We start from the raw sequence: 19991 nt of genomic DNA, 5'->3' as shown, positions 1-19991 counted from the left end.
GGTGTTTTGGGAAATTAAACTTTATACTTACTTTTAACGTTACTAACGGGAAGCGATATGATAATTAGTTTTTCTTCAAAAGACACTGAAAAAATATGGTTTGGGGAAAGGGTTGGTAAGCCGCCTCCTGAAATCCAATCAATAGGGAGAAGAAAACTTAGGATGTTAAACAACGCACAAAATTTAAACGATCTCCGCATCCCGCCTTCCAATCGCTTTGAAAAATTATCAGGCAATCTAAAAGATTTTTACAGTATCAGGATAAATGATCAATGGCGAATTATTTTTAAATGGCTGGGTGGCAATGCATCTGACGTAAGTATTCTGGATTATCATAAATAAAAACTTGTATGGAAAAATTAAATAACATTCACCCGGGTGAAATTCTAATGGAAGAATTTCTAAGTCCTATGGGAATCACTGCCTACAAACTGGCCAAAGACACGGCAATTCCTCAGACCCGGGTTAGTGAAATCATCCATGGACGCAGGAGAATTACGGCTGATACGGCGTTAAGGTTTAGTAAATATTTTGGTACGACGGCTAAGTTCTGGCTTGGTTTACAAGATGATTTCGATTTAGAAGAGGAGCAACATTTAATTTTCAGCGAGCTAGATAGTATAAAAACTTTGCAGATCAGTGAGATTTAGTGCTGTTGAAAACTAGGCATTCCTATGCGCCGGAATAATTGGCGGCTCGCCATTGAATGGATTTCCCATACTTGATATATTCGCGATGCCCAGGGTTGTTCCCCAACTGATGATCGAATTTCCTCGTTTATCAGTTCCATACCGGTTTCTCAAAGAATCCATCGCCTGATAGAGATTTATTTTTTCTTCTGAATCATCAAATATATTGATCTGGTAATTACCTCCTGCAAGATCACTGAACGTAACACCAACAAGCCTGACCATCATCCGTCGATTATACAGCTGATCAAACAGTTTTTCAACGTTTGGTATCAGCAGATGATCGGCAGAAGTGTATGGAATTTTTAGTTGTTTGGAAAATGTATTAAAATCGGAATAACGTATTTTGACAGACACACAAGAAGTTAACTTGTCGCCATTTCTGAGCTGATAAGCAAGGTTTTCAGCCATTGCCCTGATCATCTCCCTCATTCTTTTCACATCGCCGGTATCTTTTCCAAAGGTTCGTTCGTTGGAAATAGATTTACGCTCATGGAATGGAATAATTGGAGTCTCATCGATCCCATTGGCACGGTTCCACAGTACTACACCATTTTTCCCCAGCACTTTGCTCATCATTTCCATCGGCATTTCCTGAATTGTTTTTACATGTTTGATACCCAGGTTATAAAGTATCTGATTAGTCTTTTCACCTACCATCGGAATTTTTTTGACAAGCATGGGTGCCAGAAAGCTTTTCTCTGTCCCGAATTCAATTTTTCTCTCATTATCTGGTTTGGCAGTACCGGTGGCTACTTTTGAAACCAGTTTATTGGCAGAAAGCCCAAATGAAATTGGAAGTCCTGCCTCTTTTTTTATTCGCAATCGAAGTTCCTGGGCCATTTTATAGGATGATCCGTAAAACTTGTTCATGCCTGACAGATCCGCATAGAATTCATCAATACTGGCTTTCTCAAACATAGGCACGGTTTCACGGATAATTTCTGTAACAACTTTTGAATGTTCGGAATAAACGCCCCCTTCACCGCGGATTACGGTAGCTTCCGGACAAAGATTTCTGGCCATTTTCATTGGCATTCCTGAATGTACGCCGAAGGCCCGCGTTTCATAACTGCAAGCCGCGACCACACCACGATCCCCGATTCCACCTACCAGAATCGGTTTTCCTTCCAGCCGACTATCAATCTTCCGCTCAACGGAAACAAAAAATGTGTCAAGATCCATATGTAGGATAGTTCGCTCCATGACAATTTGGAATTTTTACTTATTAATGGATTATTTCCAAAATTATGGATTTAATCCTGAAATAACAATGGAAATATTCCAAAAAATTTATATATTTGAAAAGATTTATCGTTAATCACATGTTTATCAGACATATGCCCATCGAAGAAGAAAGCAGACGTTTCAAACAAATAAGGGAAGAATTAAATCTGACACAAGCCGCTTTCGCGGAGCAGCTTGGGATAAATGTCACGACGGCTGATATCGAAAGAGGCCGGACGAGAATACCGGGTCAGGTTGTGAAAGAGCTGTTAAAACTTCATCATATCAATCCGCTTTGGTTGTTTGGCGAAAGTTCGCAGAAATACCTGCGCATCGGTGAGCCCGTCATGAGCCCGAAAATTATCACAGTTGACAACAGCGGTAAGGAAAATATTATTTTGGTAAGCGCCAAGGCGGCGGCCGGTTATCCGCATAACATCGGCGATGCGAACTGGTTTGAAAGTTTACCCGCTTTCAGTATCCCGTTACCTGAATTTCGGAATGCTTCGTTCAGAGGTTTTCAGGTTGATGGCGATAGTATGACGCCGGTTTTACAATCGGACGAATGGATTGTTGGGAAAGCGGTGGAGGCTTGGGATACGATCAAAAATAACCGGATGTATGTCGTGGTCACTGCTGAAAGTATTCTCGTTAAAAAGATTCAGAAGGATGATAAATCCACAATTTTAAACCTGATTTCGATCAATCCGGAATACAATCCGATTCTCGTGGACAGAAGTGAAGTTCGGGAAATTTGGCAGGTCCATAGCAAGTTGACCTTTGATATGGATACCAATTCCAACACCGTCAGTTTATATAATCTGCATCAGGAAATGAAGGAATTGAAAGAAGAAGTGAGGAGACTTGTGAAGTAATATTCATAAACCTTTGCATAAAAAGACAGGGCCATGGAGAATTATCCAACGGCCCTGTCTTCTGTATTTATATTTTAAGATAACAACACTCTTTAAACTTCTTCCGCCATCAACTGTTTTTCATACAGCTCTTTATAAGCACCGTTTTTCGCCATCAGTTCTGTATGCGTACCTTGTTCAACGATTTTACCTTCATCAAGAACCACAATTTTATCAGCCAGTTTTGCAGAAGAAACCCGGTGAGAAATGATAATGGAAGTGCGTTCATCCATGATCCGTTTCAGGTTTGTGAGAATGATGTTCTCCGTGTTCGTATCAACCGCAGAAAGGCAATCGTCCAGAATCAGAATTTTTGGATCGCGTGCGATTGCGCGGGCAATGGAGAGTCTCTGTTTCTGGCCACCAGATAATGTTATACCTCTTTCGCCAAGTCGTGTATTAAAACCTTCCGGGAAATCCTGAATATTACGGAGGAGGTCAGCATCCTTCACTGCAAGCTCGATTCTGTCCTGAGACATATCAATACTGCCAAAACGAACATTATTCGCAATCGTATCAGAAAATAGAAATACATCCTGCGGCACATAACCTAACTGACGGCGATATTCATGAACGTTATAATCTTTCAGCGGAATGCCATCAACCAAAATTTCACCTTCTGTCGGATCGTAAAGGCGGCAAAGTAAGTGTGCCAGCGTACTTTTTCCTGAACCCGTCGTTCCTAAAATTGCTACACTTTCACCATGATTAATTTCCAGATTGAAACTATGGATCGCCTGAATGCCTGAGTCAGGATAATTAAAGCCGACGTTTTTGAAAGTAATGATACCATCAAGTTGTTTCTCAATTTTTTTATCAGAAACCAACGTATTTTTCACTTCCAGAAATTCATTAATCCGGTTTTGTGAGGATGCTGCGCGCTGAATCTGGCTTGTAGTCCAACCGAGAGCCATAACAGGCCATGTCAGCATATTGACATATAGTATGAACTCAGTAATATTTCCCGGCGTCAGATTTCCATTGATTATTTCCTTACCTCCCACGAAAATGACCAGAATGTTACTGATTCCGATCAGCAAAACGATTACCGGATAAAAGAAAGCATCTACTTTGGCAAGGCGAAGTGATTTATTCTTAAAGTCTTCTGCCTCAGTCTTAAAATTGGTAAAAGAATGTTTTTCCTGTACAAAAGATTTAATTACGCGAATACCCGAAAAAGCTTCCTGAACATACGTTGAAAGTGCCGAAAGTTGTTTCTGGATTTCTTGCGACCGTTTCATCATGATACTGTTCACGATGTAAATACTCACAGAAAGTAAAGGTAGCGGCAAAAGTACATACAACGTAAGTTTTGCATTAACCGTTACCATGTAGGAAATAACGAGAATGAAAAGCACGATCAGGTTAATTCCATACATCAAAGCAGGGCCGACATACATACGGACGTTACTGACATCCTCGGAAATCCGGGCCATCAAATCTCCCGTGTTATGCGTTCTGAAAAAGCTCGTCGGTAAAGTTTGGTAGTGATTATAAACATCATTTTTTAACTCATACTCAATATGGCGGGACATGACAATAATGGTCTGTCTGACCAGAAAAAGGAAAATTCCTTTCAGTAGTGCCATCGCCAGAATCATCAGACCGTAAAGCAAAATGGTAAAGGCAAAAGTGTCGTAAAGCTCCGATTGCAGGGCCGAACCGTCAAACAAATAATAGACGTCAAGGGTTTCGCCTACTAAATCGAGGGCATAACGAACCAGCTGCGCCGGAATAATTCCAAAAAGATTAGAAATTATAGTAAAAATTGTTCCTAAAATAAGATACCATTTATACTTCAAGAGGTACTTATTGAGGTACTTAAGTGCTTTCACGTGCTGCTCTGTTTGATTTGGTCTTTACGTTATTCCTCAGTGTTTTATTTGGCTGTTACCTATTTTACAACAATTCGGTTATATGTAAAGAAGAAATTACTTTAAATAAATATTTTTGGAGTCCGTCGTTGACCTGACTTTTCCCTGATTTATGCGTGTTTAAATACCAACAGCCAAATGTTTTAAAACGTTGCAAAATTAAAAAGGCTGAGTTTGATTTTTCTATTTCTAAACAAAATAGTCTATTTTTGCGGTCAATTTTAAATATAAACGCGGGGTATTGTAAAAATAAAAACCTTGCTTAACACGCAGATACGTTCTTTGATTTACTGTACCTTTTATCCAATTAGTGTTCCGGCTTATGCTGAATAGAAGATTATTACGAACAAAAGCTGTTCAAGCTCTTTATGCGCGCAAATTAACTGCTGATGCCAACAGATTACTCGCTCTGGATCAGATTGAAGAAGCTTTTGCCCCTGATTTAAATTCCATGGAATTTCAGGATAAGCAAAAATTGACAAACAACAAACATTCAGCGGGAGCGGCGTTGGACGAACTTATCAAAAACGGCGAACTTAATGAAAACGAAGCATTTAATTCTGATGTGGTAAGAGTTGCCAACAGCGCTTACAAAGCATATAAAAGCCAGACGTTGACCGATGGAGAGAAGATGGTTCGCCGGGTTTTAAATGAAACGGAATCGATTTACGTTGATTTTATCCGGGTTTTGTCCATGTTAATTGAACTTGCCTATCAGGCAAAACTGGATCGTGAACGAAAATATGATGATCCGGAAGCACCTTTTTCTAAAAACGGAGGACTGAATACCAACCGTGTGATCATGGTTCTTCAGGAAGACAAAACTTTGGAAGAAGAAATAATCAGAAACGGCATCAACTGGAGTAATGACATGAACATGATACGTAAAACCTATCGTGAGGCGTTACGCAAGGATGCGACGTATGAAGAATATTGTAATAAAACCGAACATACGCCGGAAGAAGATCAGCTGCTCGTTCAATATATTCTACGCCAGGTAATCCTGAAACACGAAGTTCCCCTGGAATTTCTTGAACAACGGGATCTTTATTGGGTGGACCATAGCGAATTAATTCGTGGTTTGGCGATCAAAACGCTAAAATCAGCTGATAGTGCAGAAACTTTCGCTTTATCACCTTTGACAAAAGACTGGGACGAAGACCGTTTTTTTGTCGAAGAATTGTACAAACTTGTGATTGAAGAAAGTGATCAGTATGACGGCTATCTCGACGAGCAGCTAAAGAACTGGGAGCTTGACCGTATCGCACTGGTGGATATGATTATTTTGAAAACTGCTTTGGCAGAATTGATCCATTTCCCTGGTATTCCGGTGAAGGTTACGATCAACGAATTTATTGAAATTGCAAAAAGGTACAGCACACCCAAAAGCGGCAAATTTATTAATGGGGTACTCGACGTACTTTCCGTTAAGTTAGCTGCACAGGGAATCATCAGAAAGAGTGGACGCGGGTTGATCGATAATAAATAGGCATAGAATTTTAGGTTGAAGGATAGAGGGGTAACCCGAAAATTTGTTTATTGTAAAAAATTTGACAGCTAACCACCAACAATAGCGGAATAACCGCTAAAACTATAAAGCCATGAGTAAATCCAGCCGTAGTTTAATAGCATTTTTGACAGGGTGCGTAACAGGAGCAGCTTTGGGTATCCTGTACGCTCCGGATAAAGGTAATGTTCTTCGCACACAGCTTACTTACCGTTTGTCTAAATACCGTGAAAAATTGCAAGCCGTAATCGAAGATCTGATTGACGGCAAAAACCAGCCTGACAGCTACGCAAGAGCTGAAGGTGAACGTGTAGTAAACGATGCACGCGAAAAAGCAGAGAAACTTCTTGAAGATGTTGATCGTCTGATGGCACAAATAAAAGGTCAGACAAACTGATTTTGACTTGACGTATGAAAAAACTTCGTGCATTCGCATTTCTTTCGGGAATTGCATTAATGCTTATAAATTGTTCAGGGTCTGAAAAGAAGAGTGAAGCAAAAACGGGAGATATTAAACTTCCCGTTTTTGCTTTGACAGACAGTTCGTCTTACGATTTTGGTACCATTCAGGAGGGAGAGGTAGTTGAGCATACATTTAATTTTAAAAATGACGGCCCATATCCTCTGATTCTGAACAATATCACCTCGTCATGTGGATGTACAACGCCGGAATGGCCGCGTGAGCCGATCGCTCCCAATGCGGCTTCAAGTATCAAAGTTCGATTTAATAGTAAGGGGAAATCGGGGCCACAGGTTAAAACGGTGACAGTTTATGCAAACACAGACCCGGCTTATTCGGAATTGCGTTTGAGAGGAATTGTTAATGCAGCACCAAAGCCAGAAGTAGCGAAGTGAAAATCTTCAAAGTTTCAGGTCGCAATCAGATCTTTTTTAATTTTCTAATAACCCTAATTCAATAATGACACTTTCAATTTTATTACAAGCAGCAGGTGGCTCACAGGCCATGATTTATCAGGTCGTGATGTGGGTTGGTATTATAGGGGTATTTTATTTCTTTATGATCCGTCCGCAGCAAAAAAAGCAAAAAGATCTTAAAAACCTTTTGAATGCAATCAAAAAGGGTGATCAGGTTGTGACAATCGGTGGGATCCATGCAAGAGTATATAACGTAGAGGAAACTTTGATCACCCTTGAACTTGATAAAGGCGTGAAATTAACGGTCGACAAGGCAGCAATTGCCCGTACGATTGCAGAATAATAAATAACATAAGATCGTTATCTATTCGGAAGGATAGTTTATGGTGGTGTCAGGGATGGCCTAAATAGTTAATATTCAGGTTTTTACATCAGGCCTGACACCGCTATTTTTGTTTATGTGTTAACTGTATATTTTAGATATACAATTATAATTACCAGCTGTGAGTAACATTCCATCAGGTCGGAATAAGATAAAAACATTTTTCGGGTGTCTTCTGGCAGCTACATTTTTCTGGTTGATGAATGTGCTGAACAAGGAAGATTATTCCATCAGACTCAGCTATCCGTTAACTGTTGAGTATGACGCTGCCGCATTCATTCCATTACAGCCACTACCAAAAAGAATTTCCGTTAACGTAACAGGAGATGGCTGGAATTTGCTTAGAAAATCCTGGTTGAATTTTAATGCCGCGCCAGTGGTATACAAGGTATTGAATCCGACCAAAGCGAGTTTCATCAACTCTACTTCACTAACAGACCAGATCACGGAGCTTTTTCCCGATGTAAAAGTCAATTATGTTGTTTCAGATACATTTGAGCTGAGTTTTGAACGGAAAATCAGAAAAATTATTCCGATCAGAATTGACAGTGCCGGAATCGATATGCGCGAAGGTTATGTGATTTCGAGTATCATCAATGTTTCGCCTTCACTTATTTCCATTGATGGTCCGGTTTCGCTGATCAGAGATTATCCTGATACAATCAGGATCGCCATTCCAACAAGAAAAATACAAAACAATATTGACGAAAGTTTACCGATACCATTGCCAAACACACCGTTGATCGAAGTCAGCCACCGTGATGTGTATGTGAGTTTTGAAGTCGCGCAAATACTTAATAATGATTAATTGTTAATGGTTAAGGATTAATGTTTCGCGTTTGAAATTTTTTGTACAGAACGGGCAGCTTATAAATATAGATTGATAATCACAGTTATAATCTGATTATTATCCTCATTAACAACTAACCCTTAATCATTAACCATTAAAATGCTTAATTGTTGGCGTTTGAAATTTTTGTACAAAACTGTCAGTTGATCCATATAGATTGATAATCACAGTTATAATCTGTCTATTATCCTGATCCTCATTAACAATTAACCCTTAACAATTAACCCTTAAAATGAAAGTTGGCGTTACAGGCGGAATTGGTTCAGGCAAAAGTATTGTTTGCAAATTGTTTTCTTGTTTGGGCATACCGGTTTATGATGCTGATACCCGCGCAAAATGGCTTACCAATTATGACCCGGTAATTCGCGAAGCTGTTATCCAATTACTTGGTAGTGAATCTTACACAGAAAATGGAGAATACAATCGTCCTTTTGTTTCTTCTCTGGTTTTCAAGAATCCTGATCTTCTAAAAAAACTCAATGAAATAATTCATCCGGCTGTTGGCAGAGATACCGACGAATGGATGAAAATGCATGCAAACGCGCCTTACGTCATTAAGGAAGCCGCAATTATGAATAAGGCTGGCAATAATAACAATCTGGACTGTGTGATTGTGGTGAAAGCGTCTGTTGATCTTCGCCTGAAACGGATTAAAAATCGTGATAAAAGCCGCTCGGAGGAAGAAATTCTGGCTATTATTGAAAGGCAGGTTTCAGACGAAGAACGTGATGTCATTGCAGATTTTACAATCGATAACAATGAAAATGCAGGGCTGATCCCTCAGGTTTTAGAATTGCATCAAATATTTTTAGAGCAAGCTGCGAAATAGGTTAGAAGTCTACATCCAGGCCAAGTGATTGTTTCAGCTGTAATAGATAAGGGTTTTTCTCTGCCAGATAGTTAAATTTTTCAGCAGGCGTATAAGGTAAACGCTGGACTTCATGTGGCGCGACGCGTGGATTAATTTCAAGTCTCGGCGCATTGAACCGGCTTTTCAAAAACCCAAGCAATTCATAACGCATTCCCTGGATCGCATCCATTTGCGGATCATTGTCCAGCGCAATCTGAATGGTAAAATCAACCAGTTCAATGGCCCGGTTCAGCGCAATTCCTTCTGTTGTTGAATCTTTTGTTTTTCTTCTGTTTTCAGCAAATTCATGCCAAACCTGCTGCAAGTTTTCTAGCGTTAAATCAAGTATGGCTACCTTTGGAATCTCCGGTTCGGGCTCATTTTTGACAGTAGCCTGTTCTGTTACATTCCCGTTCTGTTGACCCGGAGTGGGTGGGACAAGCTGCGTTGTGCTTCTCAGTTTTGAAACTGGCCTTGCCGTAACCGGTGCAATTTGAGGGGCAACATTTGGTGCAAATTGGCTGGCAACTTCCTTTACCGCATTTTCCTGAACCGGTATTTTTGCCTCATTTATTACTGGCTCTGGTTGGGGCTCAACTTTTTTTTTTGCCGTTTCATCAACGGCTGCAAGAGAATTAAGTTGAAGGATATTGGGCAGATTTGCGAGTTTCATAAGACATAACTCCACATGCAATCGCTGGTTTTTTGCCGCTTTATAATTTATATCACATTGACTGGCAACACTTAATGCAGAAAGTAAAAAGCTCATATCCGCATTTCTCGACTGGTCGACATATTTTCTTTCTGCCGACTCTGAAACCTGCAACAAGGAAACGGTAGCTGCATCTTTACAAACCAGGAGATTTCGGAAATGTTCGAGCAAGCCCACAATAAATAAATGTCCGTCGAATCCTTTCCTTAAAATTTCATCAAACAAAACCAATGAACGGGCCACACTGGCTGCTGTCAAAGCATCTGTGATTTTGAAATAATAATCGTAATCGAGAATATGCAGGTTTTCTAAAACGGCTGCATAAGTCAGATGATTATCCGTAGAAAAAGTAACATTTAAATCAAACATCGAAAGCGCATCCCGCAATCCTCCGTCGGCCTTCTGACCGATGAGTTCGAGTGCTTCTTTTTCTGTCTGAATGCCTTCTTTTTTTGCGATATCAGCCAGGTGATAGGCAATATCTTTTGGCTGAATACGGTTGAAATCAAAAATCTGGCAACGTGATAAAATCGTTGGCAGGATTTTATGTTTCTCAGTAGTCGCCAAAATGAAAATGGCATATCCAGGCGGTTCTTCCAGTGTTTTCAAAAAGGCATTAAAGGCAGCCTGAGAAAGCATGTGGACCTCATCAATAATATAGATTTTATATTTTCCGGTCTGAGGTGGATAGCGAACCTGGTCTATCAGGTTACGGATATCTTCGACAGAGTTATTGGAAGCAGCATCCAGTTCGTGGACGTTGAAAGAGGCATTATTCTGGAAACTGACACAGGATTCACATTCGCCGCAGGCTTCTACGTCGTCGCCAAGATTCTGACAATTAATGGTTTTTGCAAGAATACGGGCACAAGTCGTTTTCCCAACACCACGCGGACCGCAAAACAAGAAAGCCTGCGCCAGGTGATTGGTACGAATTGCGTTTTTAAGCGTAGTCGTGATATGTGATTGGCCAACTACCGAGTCGAAAGTGACTGGGCGATACTTTCTGGCCGAAACAACGAAATGATCCATGCGTGCAAGTTAGCTCCATGAGCCGGAATTTCAAATTACTTTTTCTCGACCAATGGATAAACACGGACATAATCAACTTCCATTTTTTGCGGGAAAATGCTGTCATCCACGCCTTTCTGCCCTCCCCAATCGCCGCCGACGGCCATATTTAAAATTAAATGAAAAGATTTATCGAAGGGCCATTGCTCCCAGGAATAGCCCGTTTCTTTATTAAACCTGAAATATTCTTTGCCGTCAATACCAACTGACACATAGTTGGGTGTCCATTCGCAGGTATATATATGAAACTGCTCAGACACATTTGTCAGCAAGGTGTCGCCACCTTTATTTGTTTTCAGGACGTGATTAAATGCCTTCGTGTGTATATTTCCATGAATATGATTCTGATCAAAACCGACGTGCTCCATGATATCAATTTCACCATTATCCGGCCAGCCTTTGTTGCCGTAATTTTTTTCAGAATTGAGCATCCAAATCGCAGGCCAGGTACCACGTCCTTTTGGAAGTTTAGCCCGGATCTCGAATTTCCCGTAGAGAAAATCTCCTTTTCCTTTTGTCACTAATCTTGCTGAACTATAATGCTGCTTACCCGATGTTTCTTTTCTGGCTTCGATAATTAGGTTACCATTTTCAACACGGGCATTTTCAGGTTTGTCAGTATAATTTTCCAGTTCATGATTTCCCCAGCCGTCTCCGCCCATATCATAACTCCATTTTTTAACATCAGGTTTTCCTGAATAATCAAATTCATCCTGCCAGATTGGGGAGGAGGCAAACTCATATTTTACCCGCGAAGATTCCGAGGGCGGAGTTTGGGATTGTGAACAATTAGCAAAACCGACCAGGCAGATCGAAGAGAGAAATAATTTTCCAGAAAGAGATTTTTGCATGGCTATAATTTGTTTTTAGTGCGTTTGTTTATTAGTATGGATAAATCCATCTTTTTAAAAACAGCATTGACTTCGTCCAGTTTCTTTTGAACTATTCGTTCTTCGGTAAGTTTCGGTATAGACTCGCTTTTCTTAGCTTCCATATCAGTCCTGGTTGGCACTCGGCTTTTTTGGTAATTTTGAAATATCTATACCTTTTAACAATTCGTTCATTTCTTTTAACTTTTTATTAACGATTTGCTCGCCGGTTAATTTGACAGTAATATTTCTTTTAATTTCCGCCATGCTTAACAGATTAAATAAAACATTGCAATGAGAATCAGAATAAATAGCTCCTGTGGAGCTTCCTGTTTATAGCAAGATAGTTTAAGATTTATTTTTCTTGCTCCATAGGAGCCGCCTAAGATTTCCAGGAAACTCCTATGGAGTTAGGGAAGTAACTGGAAATTAATATTTTTCTATAAACAGGATGCTCCGAAGGAGCGCGCTGAGGTCGTAAAACAAAATCTTACTAAGCAAATTTACCGATTTATTCAATTGCGATAAATTCAACAATGTATTCATCGCCGATAGCGGGGTTTCTATTCAGGAAAGCCCACATTCAATCATGCTCTCATTCACCAATTCAATCATTATTCTCCAATCGTGTGTATATTTCCCAAATTTAACGTTTATATATCAATTATTGATACCCTCTTCCTCAGCGTGTTTGTGCCGGACTGGCCAATTCTTATTATTTTTGCACGCCCCATAATAAAGATCGAATGAAGCAATTAAAACTGACCACAGAACTCAACGTTATACCCTCAGACTGGAAAATAAATCATCATACAAAAATATTAACCATCGGCTCCTGTTTTGCTGATGTCCTTGGCAATCAGCTGGCTGAGAATAAATTTCAGGTTCTGAATAATCCTTTTGGAACTGTTTTTAACCCTTTGTCTATTTCAAAACTCCTTGACTTATCACTGGATGGAAAACCGCCACATCCCGCACTTTACCACCAGAATGCAGATAAGATTTGGCTTCATCACGACTTCCATTCATCCTTATGGTCCGACAACCGGATCGATCTTGAAGGGAAACTTAAAGAAAAACAGCAGGAAGTAAATCAATTTCTGAGAGATGCAGATGTACTCGTTATTACGCTGGGCACTGCCTTCGCTCACCGCCACCGCGCAACTAATTTGCTGGTCGGGAATTGTCATAAATTGCCTTCTGATCATTTTTTGAAAGAACTCTTACATCTAGACCAGATCAATATCGGTTTGGAACATCTCATTTTTAAATTGCAATCGATAAAACGGGATCTTCGGATTATTTTGACTGTCAGTCCGGTGCGGCATACAAAAGACACGCTGGCACTAAATCAGGTGAGTAAATCAACTTTGCGATTGGTCTGCCACCGACTGTCTGAAAAATTCCGTCAGGTCGAATATTTCCCGTCTTACGAAATTATGGTGGATGAGCTTCGCGATTATCGCTATTACAAACCCGATCTTATTCATCCAAACAGCGTAGCAGAAGAATATATCTTTACTACTTTTGTAAACGCTTTTATGGACAAGCCGGCTTTGGATTTTATAAAGGACTGGGACGGCGTTCGAAAAATGATGAATCATTTTCCACATTATGGCTTCACGGCAAGTCAGCTTGCTTTGCTGCAAACACTTCAGAAGCGACTCAGCGAGTTGTCGAAGTCTGTGGATTTATCAGGAGAATTGGCACAAATAACCCGAAGGATCGATGAATTTCCCGTCATTTGATAAACTCATTGGTTAGAAATTGTGTTGTATTTAATTAAGTGAAATAAATAGAATCAGACGATTTCGGAGCGATCTGAAATCATATCCAGTACGTCTCGAAATTCTCGGGCGAAATAAAAACAATGGGCGAATTTACAATAAATAAAGAGAAAGTATTACAGGCGCTGAGCACAGTTCAGGAGCCGGATCTTAAACAGGATCTGGTAACGCTGAACATGATTCAGGATATTGAAATTGGTGTAAATCAGGTGAAGTTTACAGTAGTGCTAACGACACCAGCTTGTCCTTTGAAAGAGTTGATACGCAAAATGTGTACAGATGCAATTCATACGCAGTTGAGTCCTGATGTCGAGGTTATTGTCAATTTAACAGCAAATGTGACGAGTATCAGACCGCTTGGTGCAGCATTAATTCCTGGCGTAAAAAATGTAATTGCTATTTCTTCGGGAAAGGGTGGAGTAGGTAAATCAACGGTTACTGCCAACCTTGCGATGGCTTTGCATCGTTCAGGAGCCACTGTTGGGATTATTGACGCTGATATTTCTGGTCCATCCATTCCTTTGATGTTTGGTGCAGAAGATATGCAGCCAACGATTACGCCGAAAAATGGTAAAAACTATATCAATCCGATCCGTCAGTATGGAATCAAAATGATATCCATCGGATTTTTGACACCGGCGGATAGCGCGGTCGTTTGGCGCGGACCCATGGCAAGCCAGGCGCTGAAACAATTTTTTGGAGATACAGACTGGGGTGATCTTGATTATTTGCTCATTGACCTTCCCCCGGGAACGAGTGATATTCACCTGACTTTGGTTCAAACTGTTCCGGTCACTGGCGCAATCATCGTTACAACTCCACAAAAAGTGGCGTTAGCTGATGCTGTCAAAGGAATGTCGATGTTCAGGCAGCCACAGATCAATGTTCCAATTCTGGGTGTGATCGAAAATATGGCATGGTTTACACCGGAAGAACTTCCGGAAAGTAAATATCATATTTTTGGACAAGGTGGCGGACAATCCTTAGCTGACAAATTTGATGTACCTTTGTTAGGACAAATACCTTTGGTACAAGGTATTCGTGAAGCAGGGGATGAAGGCCGCCCGGCGGTTATGAATGTAAATCCGATTGTAAACGAGGCATTTCGCACGGCTGCAGAAGGATTGGCGCAACAGGTTGCTATCCGTAATGCAACCAAAGAAAAGACTCAAATGGTAGAGATCCAGTCCTGATCAGCAAAGATTTGGATTTGACTTTATCAATAAATTCTTGCATATTACCGAATAGACTTTTTAAATAATGGATTCAAGAGAAAAAACATTAGAATTAATTGAGCAGGCGCTGGAAACTGTCCGTCCGTATTTACACGCAGATGGCGGTGATGTGAAGTTGGTAGAATTAACAGACGATCTTACGGTAAGACTTGAATTAATGGGCTCATGCCAAAGCTGCCCGATGAGCGCCATGACTTTCCGTGCGGGTCTTGAAGAATCGATCCGAAAGGCGGTTCCGCATATCAACCGGGTGGTAGCATCTAACGTGCCATCATTGGCCTAGTCGGCTATGATTTGCCCAAAAATGATATTCAATTTGGCTGGAAGCAGCCAAATTGAAATAAATATTTCCTATGCACCATTGGTTGCAATTGATTCATTTTAAATACTCCCTATATTGCAGGTACGTTTTAAAATGCATTAATCAGCGATAATATGCGCATAGGAGTTTTTTTTGGAGGTCCCTCCCGCGAAAGGGAAATTTCATTTGCAGGTGGGAAAACCGCTTTTGAGTATCTGGATAAATCACTTTTTGAGCCGGTACCTATTTTCGTCGACAGCTTCGGTCGATTTATAAAACTTGAACATTCTTTGATGTATTCGAAGGAAATCAGAGATTTTTATCCTGCAAAAAAAAATCAGACTGACGGCTTCAGTACTTATATAGAGTCTTTTCCACATTTGGCAAAGGAGCCGGTTTCACCGGAGATCGGTTTGGTTTTATCGCCTGATCAATTCAAAGATCATTTTGAGTTTGCTTTTCTCGCCATGCACGGTCCGGATTGTGAGGATGGAGCGATCCAGGGTTTGCTGGAATGGTTTAAAATTCCTTACAGTGGTCCGGGATTGATGGGTTCTGCTGTTGGTATCGATAAAATCCTGCAAAATGATATGATCGCGTTGGTCAATAACCAGCAAAAGAAAAGTTGGACACTTCGTTATGACCAGTGGATTCCACGCGAATACTCCATACTGTTTACCGTTTTGAAAAAACACCTGGGCCTTCCGTTAGTTATCAAAGCACCGCATCAGGGCTCCTCCATAGGCGTCGCGATTGTAAAAGAAGATTCTTTGGAAGCGTTCGTGTCTGCAATTAACCAGTGTTTTTTTCAGGTTGAGCTGGAAAGCAAAACGTGGAAAGCACTTGATGCTGCCGGAAAACATGCGTACGTTCAGCGTATCGCCAACCTGGACGAAGGGATCGGATTTCCACTGGTTGTCAATGGAAATAAAACGGTTTATCACCCGGCTGCGCTTTTGGAATTACTCGATAATATGTTTGTTGTTCAGGATAATATCATCGTTTTGAGCAGTGCAAATGCAGAGGATCAGGTTTTGCTCGAAGAGTTTATTGAAGGTCAGGAATTTTCATGTGGCTGTATACAATTTGATAATGGCAAACCGCTTGCATTGCCTCCGAGTGAGGTGATCAAAATGGTTGACGTTTTCGATTTTAATGCTAAATATAAACCGGGAGCCAGCCGTAAAAGAATTCCTGTTGACGCTTCTCTTGAAAAAAATCAGGAAATTCAAAAGGTGATAGCCGAAGTTTTTCAGCAACTTGGTATCACCGTTTGCGTGCGTATTGACGGATTTTTGACGCCTGACGGAACCATCGTCCTGCACGATCCGAACACAATTCCGGGTATGTCACCAACTTCTTTCATTTTTAAACAAATGGCTGAAATCGGTTTGAGTGTAACACAGGCCCTAACTTATTTTATCCGTCAATCCATTCGTGAAAGAATTCGTTTAGGAAAGGATACCTGGAATCTGCGGCATTTGCTGGAAGCGTTGGACTCAAAAATTACCACTGCTAAAAATATAGTGAAACCGGTCAAAGGAATATTATTTGATGCTTCCGACGAACATTATGCGTTAGCCAGAAAGACTTATGGTCGCGTCAACGCGGAAGGTATTTACAAGCCGGTTCCAGTTCTGCATGGTACGGATGGTAAATATTATCAGTTGCCTAACCCCTTTATGTTCAAGGAATACATCGTTGATGTGGAAGGATTGATCACACAAGGCAGACATCCATTATTGACTGAAACAGCAGAAAAAGCAAAGTCGATAACTGATTTTTTTGCAGGTGAAATTGATGATGAGGTGCATGTTTTTAATGACAAAGAATCCATAGAATTAATCACGGACTGGACTGTTATTAAAATCGATTAAGAATATTTTTCCCATTTTTAAGGACAAAAAAGAGCTTAATGCAAGCTCTTTTTTAGTAAATTTCAATTTCTACACAATTCCTATGCTTTAAAGAAGCTGATGTTTAGGATTTTGTGAATCTCATATTGAATTTTTTGACCCAGATAATTTGACAAATCAATGGCAAATGGCGCAGAGAAAGTAAGATTAAGCCTACAAAAAGAAAACAAAGGTTGGAAAAAATGGGGCCCATATCTGTCTGAGCGTCAGTGGGGAACTGTACGCGAGGATTATAGCGGAAATGGTGATGCCTGGAATTACATAACCCACGAAATGGCTTTGTCCAAAACCTATCGCTGGGGAGAAGATGGTATCGGCGGCTTTTCCGATAATAAACAACACATCTGTCTTTCCTTCGCTTTTTGGAACCATAACGATAGATTTTTGAAGGAGCGGATCTTCGGATTAACAAACCGCGAGTCAAACCATGGCGAGGATGTGAAGGAAATGTACTATTATCTTGATAGTACACCGACGCATTCGTATACTAAAATGCTCTACAAATATCCTCATCAGCAATTTCCTTATGATAAACTTCGTCAGGAAAATGGCAAAAGAGGTAAAGAGGATCCGGAGTATGAAATTATGGACACGGGTGTGTTCGATAACAATGAATACTTTGACATTTTTATAGAGCACGCCAAGGCGGATGAGGAAGATATCATGATGAAAGTCACGATTCATAACCGCGGTCCTAAAGATGCGCCGATCACCGTGCTGCCAACGATTATGTTCAGAAATACCTGGTCGTGGGGATATGAGGCGTTTAACTACAAACCGATGATGAACGGAATTTCAAACCGTCTGATTGAGGTTACACATCGCAAACATGGGAAATATAATCTGTATCTGGACGGGGCCGACGAACTGCTGTTTTGTGAGAACGAATCGAATCTTAAAAAGCTTTATGGAACCGCCAATAATACGGCTTATCCAAAAGACGGAATCAATGATTATATCGTCAGCGGAGGAAAATCTACGACCGTAAATCCGAATAATATTGGAACAAAAGCTTCCGGGAAATTTACAAGAACCATCAAAGCTGGTGAGAGTATCACACTTCGGATGCGTTATGTAAATCACTCCATCTCCGAGCCTTTTGGTGGATTTGAAGATCTTTTCAGCAAAAGAATCCGGGAGGCAGACGAATTTTATGATGATATTCAAAAGGATGTTGCCGACGCTGATCTACGTTCTATTCAACGTCAGGCTTATGCAGGGATGTTGTGGAGTAAGCAGTTTTACTACTATAATGTATACGAGTGGCTGAAAGGTGATCCGGCGCAACCGGAACCGAATCAGGGACGAAAGTGGGGGAGGAATTCGGGTTGGAAACATTTGTATTCAGCCAACATTATTTCAATGCCGGATAAGTGGGAATATCCCTGGTTTGCTGCCTGGGACCTTGCTTTCCACTGTGTGCCGCTCGCCCGGGTTGATGCGGATTTTGCCAAACGGCAACTTGAAATATTACTTCGGGAGTATTACATGCACCCGAACGGCCAGATTCCGGCATATGAATGGAATTTTTCTGACGTAAATCCGCCGGTACATGGCTGGGCAACCTGGAAGGTATATGAGATTGACCGTGAACAAAACAACGGTGTAGGGGATATTGAATTTTTAGAAAAAATATTCCACAAACTTCTTCTGAACTTTACCTGGTGGGTAAACCAGAAGGATGATACCGGAAATAATATTTTCAGCGGAGGTTTCCTTGGGCTTGATAATATCGGTGTATTTGACCGGTCGACGCCGATGCCTTTTGGTGGAAAATTGCAGCAGGCTGACGCAACGGGCTGGATGGCGATGTATACCTTGAATATGCTTCGGATTTCGGTTGAAATCGCGCTGGCTCATCCCGTTTACCAGGATATGGCCTCAAAGTTTTTCGAACATTTTCTGCATATCGCCGGTGCGATGGAGTCGATTGGTGGCAAAAATTCTTCAATCAGTCTTTGGGACGAAGAGGATCAGTTTTATTACGACGTAATTCATATTCCGAACGGACAAAGCATATTGCTGAAGGTACGCTCGATCGTTGGGTTGATTCCACTTTTTGCTGTGGAAATTCTTGATCCGCAGAATCTCGACAAAATGCCGGTTTTCAAACGCCGCGTGGAGTGGGTTCTGGCCAACAGACCCGACCTTGCCCGTTTGATATCGCGTTGGTTTGAATCAGGAAAAGGAGAAAACAGGTTACTTTCAATCCTGCGTGGTCACCGGATGAAAATGATCATGAAACGAATGCTGGACGAAAATGAATTTTTGTCAGATTTCGGCGTTCGTGCACTTTCCAAATATCATAAGGAAAACCCGTATAAATTCTATATCAATGGTGAAGTTTTGCAGGTAGATTATACGCCTGCGGAAGCTTTGACTGATATCATGGGCGGAAATTCCAACTGGCGCGGTCCGATCTGGTTCCCTCTGAATTATCTGATCTTTGATTCACTGATGAAATTCCATGCCTATTATGGTGAGGATTTCCAGATAGAATATCCCACAAATTCCGGAAATCTGGTTACTATTAAAGATGCAGCCATGGCCATTGCCAATCGGTTGATTGATATCTTTAAAAAGGACGCGGACGGAAGACGTGCGTTCAACGGCAACGATGAAAAAAGTCAGACTGATCCACATTTCAGTGATCATATTTTATTTTATGAATATTTCCACGGAGACAATGGGAGAGGCTGTGGTGCCAATCATCAGACAGGCTGGACAGGCCTTGTAGCTGAGCTTATTTTGAAAACTTCGCAGGAAAAAATGAAGGAATTGGCAAAAGAAGAAGTGCCGCTAAGTAAGTAATTCCGGTATATTTTTACTTTTATAAAATAATACTCAACCGAGAACGATATTTTTAGTCTTTTTATAATCAAAACCAGTAATATGACTTTTGATTATAAAAAGACTTATTTTTAAAAAATT

General features: G+C 40.7%; 19 protein-coding genes. 14 read left to right on the top strand and 5 right to left on the bottom strand.

Going from position 1 to position 19991, the window contains the following annotated elements; translation table 11 throughout:
- Positions 1–57: 57 nt before the first annotated feature.
- The gene (locus tag AC1XUO_RS01325; protein ID WP_483327956.1) at positions 58–342 is read left to right on the top strand and encodes a type II toxin-antitoxin system RelE/ParE family toxin; all 285 of its coding nucleotides are present in this window, start codon (positions 58–60) and stop codon (positions 340–342) included.
- Positions 343–350: 8 nt separating this feature from the next.
- The gene (locus AC1XUO_RS01320) at positions 351–650 is read left to right on the top strand and encodes a HigA family addiction module antitoxin (protein ID WP_483327955.1); all 300 of its coding nucleotides are present in this window, start codon (positions 351–353) and stop codon (positions 648–650) included.
- 12 nt (positions 651–662) lie between these two features.
- Here the strand turns inward: AC1XUO_RS01320 and dinB are convergent, their stop codons facing one another.
- Positions 663–1895, bottom strand: a complete 1233-nt coding sequence (dinB, locus tag AC1XUO_RS01315; RefSeq protein ID WP_483327954.1) for a DNA polymerase IV — start codon at positions 1893–1895, stop codon at positions 663–665.
- Positions 1896–2014: 119 nt separating this feature from the next.
- Between dinB and AC1XUO_RS01310 the strand changes: the two genes are divergently transcribed.
- Positions 2015–2791 (top strand): S24 family peptidase, encoded by a 777-nt coding sequence (locus AC1XUO_RS01310; protein ID WP_483327953.1) that lies wholly within the window; start codon positions 2015–2017, stop codon positions 2789–2791.
- 92 nt (positions 2792–2883) lie between these two features.
- Here the strand turns inward: AC1XUO_RS01310 and AC1XUO_RS01305 are convergent, their stop codons facing one another.
- Entirely contained in the window at positions 2884–4665 is a 1782-nt protein-coding gene (locus AC1XUO_RS01305; RefSeq protein ID WP_483327952.1) for an ABC transporter ATP-binding protein, read from the bottom strand.
- Positions 4666–5026: 361 nt separating this feature from the next.
- Between AC1XUO_RS01305 and nusB the strand changes: the two genes are divergently transcribed.
- The 6 genes from nusB (at position 5027) to coaE (ending at position 9148) form a co-directional block, all read left to right on the top strand.
- A complete protein-coding gene (gene nusB / locus AC1XUO_RS01300) occupies positions 5027–6193 on the top strand; it encodes a transcription antitermination factor NusB (protein WP_483327951.1) in 1167 nt (388 codons plus the stop codon).
- Between the two features lie 112 nt (positions 6194–6305).
- Positions 6306–6608: a YtxH domain-containing protein gene (locus AC1XUO_RS01295; RefSeq protein WP_235148988.1), complete on the top strand. Its 303-nt coding sequence runs from the start codon at positions 6306–6308 to the stop codon at positions 6606–6608.
- Positions 6609–6622: 14 nt separating this feature from the next.
- Positions 6623–7066, top strand: coding sequence for a DUF1573 domain-containing protein (locus AC1XUO_RS01290; RefSeq protein ID WP_483327950.1), 444 nt, complete (start codon positions 6623–6625; stop codon positions 7064–7066).
- 64 nt (positions 7067–7130) lie between these two features.
- On the top strand, positions 7131–7430 hold the full coding sequence (gene yajC, locus AC1XUO_RS01285; protein ID WP_483327949.1) for a preprotein translocase subunit YajC: 300 nt from the start codon (positions 7131–7133) through the stop codon (positions 7428–7430).
- A gap of 160 nt (positions 7431–7590) precedes the next feature.
- Positions 7591–8277 (top strand): YbbR-like domain-containing protein, encoded by a 687-nt coding sequence (locus tag AC1XUO_RS01280; protein WP_483327948.1) that lies wholly within the window; start codon positions 7591–7593, stop codon positions 8275–8277.
- A gap of 274 nt (positions 8278–8551) precedes the next feature.
- Positions 8552–9148, top strand: a complete 597-nt coding sequence (coaE, locus tag AC1XUO_RS01275; protein ID WP_483327947.1) for a dephospho-CoA kinase — start codon at positions 8552–8554, stop codon at positions 9146–9148.
- A 1-nt stretch (position 9149) separates the two neighbouring features.
- Here the strand turns inward: coaE and AC1XUO_RS01270 are convergent, their stop codons facing one another.
- From AC1XUO_RS01270 to AC1XUO_RS01260, 3 genes are all read right to left on the bottom strand, one after another.
- The gene (locus AC1XUO_RS01270; protein WP_483327946.1) at positions 9150–10913 is read right to left on the bottom strand and encodes a DNA polymerase III subunit gamma/tau; all 1764 of its coding nucleotides are present in this window, start codon (positions 10911–10913) and stop codon (positions 9150–9152) included.
- 35 nt (positions 10914–10948) lie between these two features.
- On the bottom strand, positions 10949–11803 hold the full coding sequence (locus AC1XUO_RS01265; RefSeq protein WP_483327945.1) for a glycoside hydrolase family 16 protein: 855 nt from the start codon (positions 11801–11803) through the stop codon (positions 10949–10951).
- Positions 11804–11947: 144 nt separating this feature from the next.
- Positions 11948–12088 (bottom strand): hypothetical protein, encoded by a 141-nt coding sequence (locus AC1XUO_RS01260; protein WP_483327944.1) that lies wholly within the window; start codon positions 12086–12088, stop codon positions 11948–11950.
- A 479-nt stretch (positions 12089–12567) separates the two neighbouring features.
- Here AC1XUO_RS01260 and AC1XUO_RS01255 point away from each other — a divergent pair, with 479 nt between their 5' ends.
- From AC1XUO_RS01255 to AC1XUO_RS01235, 5 genes are all read left to right on the top strand, one after another.
- A complete protein-coding gene (locus tag AC1XUO_RS01255) occupies positions 12568–13569 on the top strand; it encodes a GSCFA domain-containing protein (RefSeq protein WP_483327943.1) in 1002 nt (333 codons plus the stop codon).
- Positions 13570–13691: 122 nt separating this feature from the next.
- Positions 13692–14801, top strand: a complete 1110-nt coding sequence (locus tag AC1XUO_RS01250; RefSeq protein WP_483327942.1) for an Mrp/NBP35 family ATP-binding protein — start codon at positions 13692–13694, stop codon at positions 14799–14801.
- A gap of 67 nt (positions 14802–14868) precedes the next feature.
- The gene (locus AC1XUO_RS01245; RefSeq protein WP_235148998.1) at positions 14869–15126 is read left to right on the top strand and encodes a NifU family protein; all 258 of its coding nucleotides are present in this window, start codon (positions 14869–14871) and stop codon (positions 15124–15126) included.
- 152 nt (positions 15127–15278) lie between these two features.
- Positions 15279–17021, top strand: a complete 1743-nt coding sequence (locus AC1XUO_RS01240; protein ID WP_483327941.1) for a D-alanine--D-alanine ligase family protein — start codon at positions 15279–15281, stop codon at positions 17019–17021.
- Between the two features lie 159 nt (positions 17022–17180).
- Complete coding sequence (locus AC1XUO_RS01235; RefSeq protein ID WP_483327940.1) at positions 17181–19871, top strand: MGH1-like glycoside hydrolase domain-containing protein; 2691 nt, start codon at positions 17181–17183, stop codon at positions 19869–19871.
- Positions 19872–19991 lie beyond the last annotated feature (120 nt).

This window comes from Dyadobacter sp. HNCC25DJ186, from assembly GCF_056895235.1.
This window is presented reverse-complemented; position numbering and strand designations above follow the sequence as displayed.

What these genes read in the sequence shown, in the direction of transcription:
- AC1XUO_RS01325 (WP_483327956.1), top strand. Translation starts at nt 58, where the DNA reads ATGATAATTAGTTTTTCTTCAAAAGACACTGAAAAAATATGGTTTGGG.
- AC1XUO_RS01320 (WP_483327955.1), top strand. Translation starts at nt 351, where the DNA reads ATGGAAAAATTAAATAACATTCACCCGGGTGAAATTCTAATGGAAGAA.
- dinB (WP_483327954.1), bottom strand. Translation starts at nt 1,895, where the DNA reads ATGGAGCGAACTATCCTACATATGGATCTTGACACATTTTTTGTTTCC.
- AC1XUO_RS01310 (WP_483327953.1), top strand. Translation starts at nt 2,015, where the DNA reads ATGTTTATCAGACATATGCCCATCGAAGAAGAAAGCAGACGTTTCAAA.
- nusB (WP_483327951.1), top strand. Translation starts at nt 5,027, where the DNA reads ATGCTGAATAGAAGATTATTACGAACAAAAGCTGTTCAAGCTCTTTAT.
- AC1XUO_RS01295 (WP_235148988.1), top strand. Translation starts at nt 6,306, where the DNA reads ATGAGTAAATCCAGCCGTAGTTTAATAGCATTTTTGACAGGGTGCGTA.
- AC1XUO_RS01290 (WP_483327950.1), top strand. Translation starts at nt 6,623, where the DNA reads ATGAAAAAACTTCGTGCATTCGCATTTCTTTCGGGAATTGCATTAATG.
- yajC (WP_483327949.1), top strand. Translation starts at nt 7,131, where the DNA reads ATGACACTTTCAATTTTATTACAAGCAGCAGGTGGCTCACAGGCCATG.
- coaE (WP_483327947.1), top strand. Translation starts at nt 8,552, where the DNA reads ATGAAAGTTGGCGTTACAGGCGGAATTGGTTCAGGCAAAAGTATTGTT.
- AC1XUO_RS01270 (WP_483327946.1), bottom strand. Translation starts at nt 10,913, where the DNA reads ATGGATCATTTCGTTGTTTCGGCCAGAAAGTATCGCCCAGTCACTTTC.
- AC1XUO_RS01265 (WP_483327945.1), bottom strand. Translation starts at nt 11,803, where the DNA reads ATGCAAAAATCTCTTTCTGGAAAATTATTTCTCTCTTCGATCTGCCTG.
- AC1XUO_RS01260 (WP_483327944.1), bottom strand. Translation starts at nt 12,088, where the DNA reads ATGGCGGAAATTAAAAGAAATATTACTGTCAAATTAACCGGCGAGCAA.
- AC1XUO_RS01255 (WP_483327943.1), top strand. Translation starts at nt 12,568, where the DNA reads ATGAAGCAATTAAAACTGACCACAGAACTCAACGTTATACCCTCAGAC.
- AC1XUO_RS01250 (WP_483327942.1), top strand. Translation starts at nt 13,692, where the DNA reads ATGGGCGAATTTACAATAAATAAAGAGAAAGTATTACAGGCGCTGAGC.
- AC1XUO_RS01245 (WP_235148998.1), top strand. Translation starts at nt 14,869, where the DNA reads ATGGATTCAAGAGAAAAAACATTAGAATTAATTGAGCAGGCGCTGGAA.
- AC1XUO_RS01240 (WP_483327941.1), top strand. Translation starts at nt 15,279, where the DNA reads ATGCGCATAGGAGTTTTTTTTGGAGGTCCCTCCCGCGAAAGGGAAATT.
- AC1XUO_RS01235 (WP_483327940.1), top strand. Translation starts at nt 17,181, where the DNA reads ATGGCAAATGGCGCAGAGAAAGTAAGATTAAGCCTACAAAAAGAAAAC.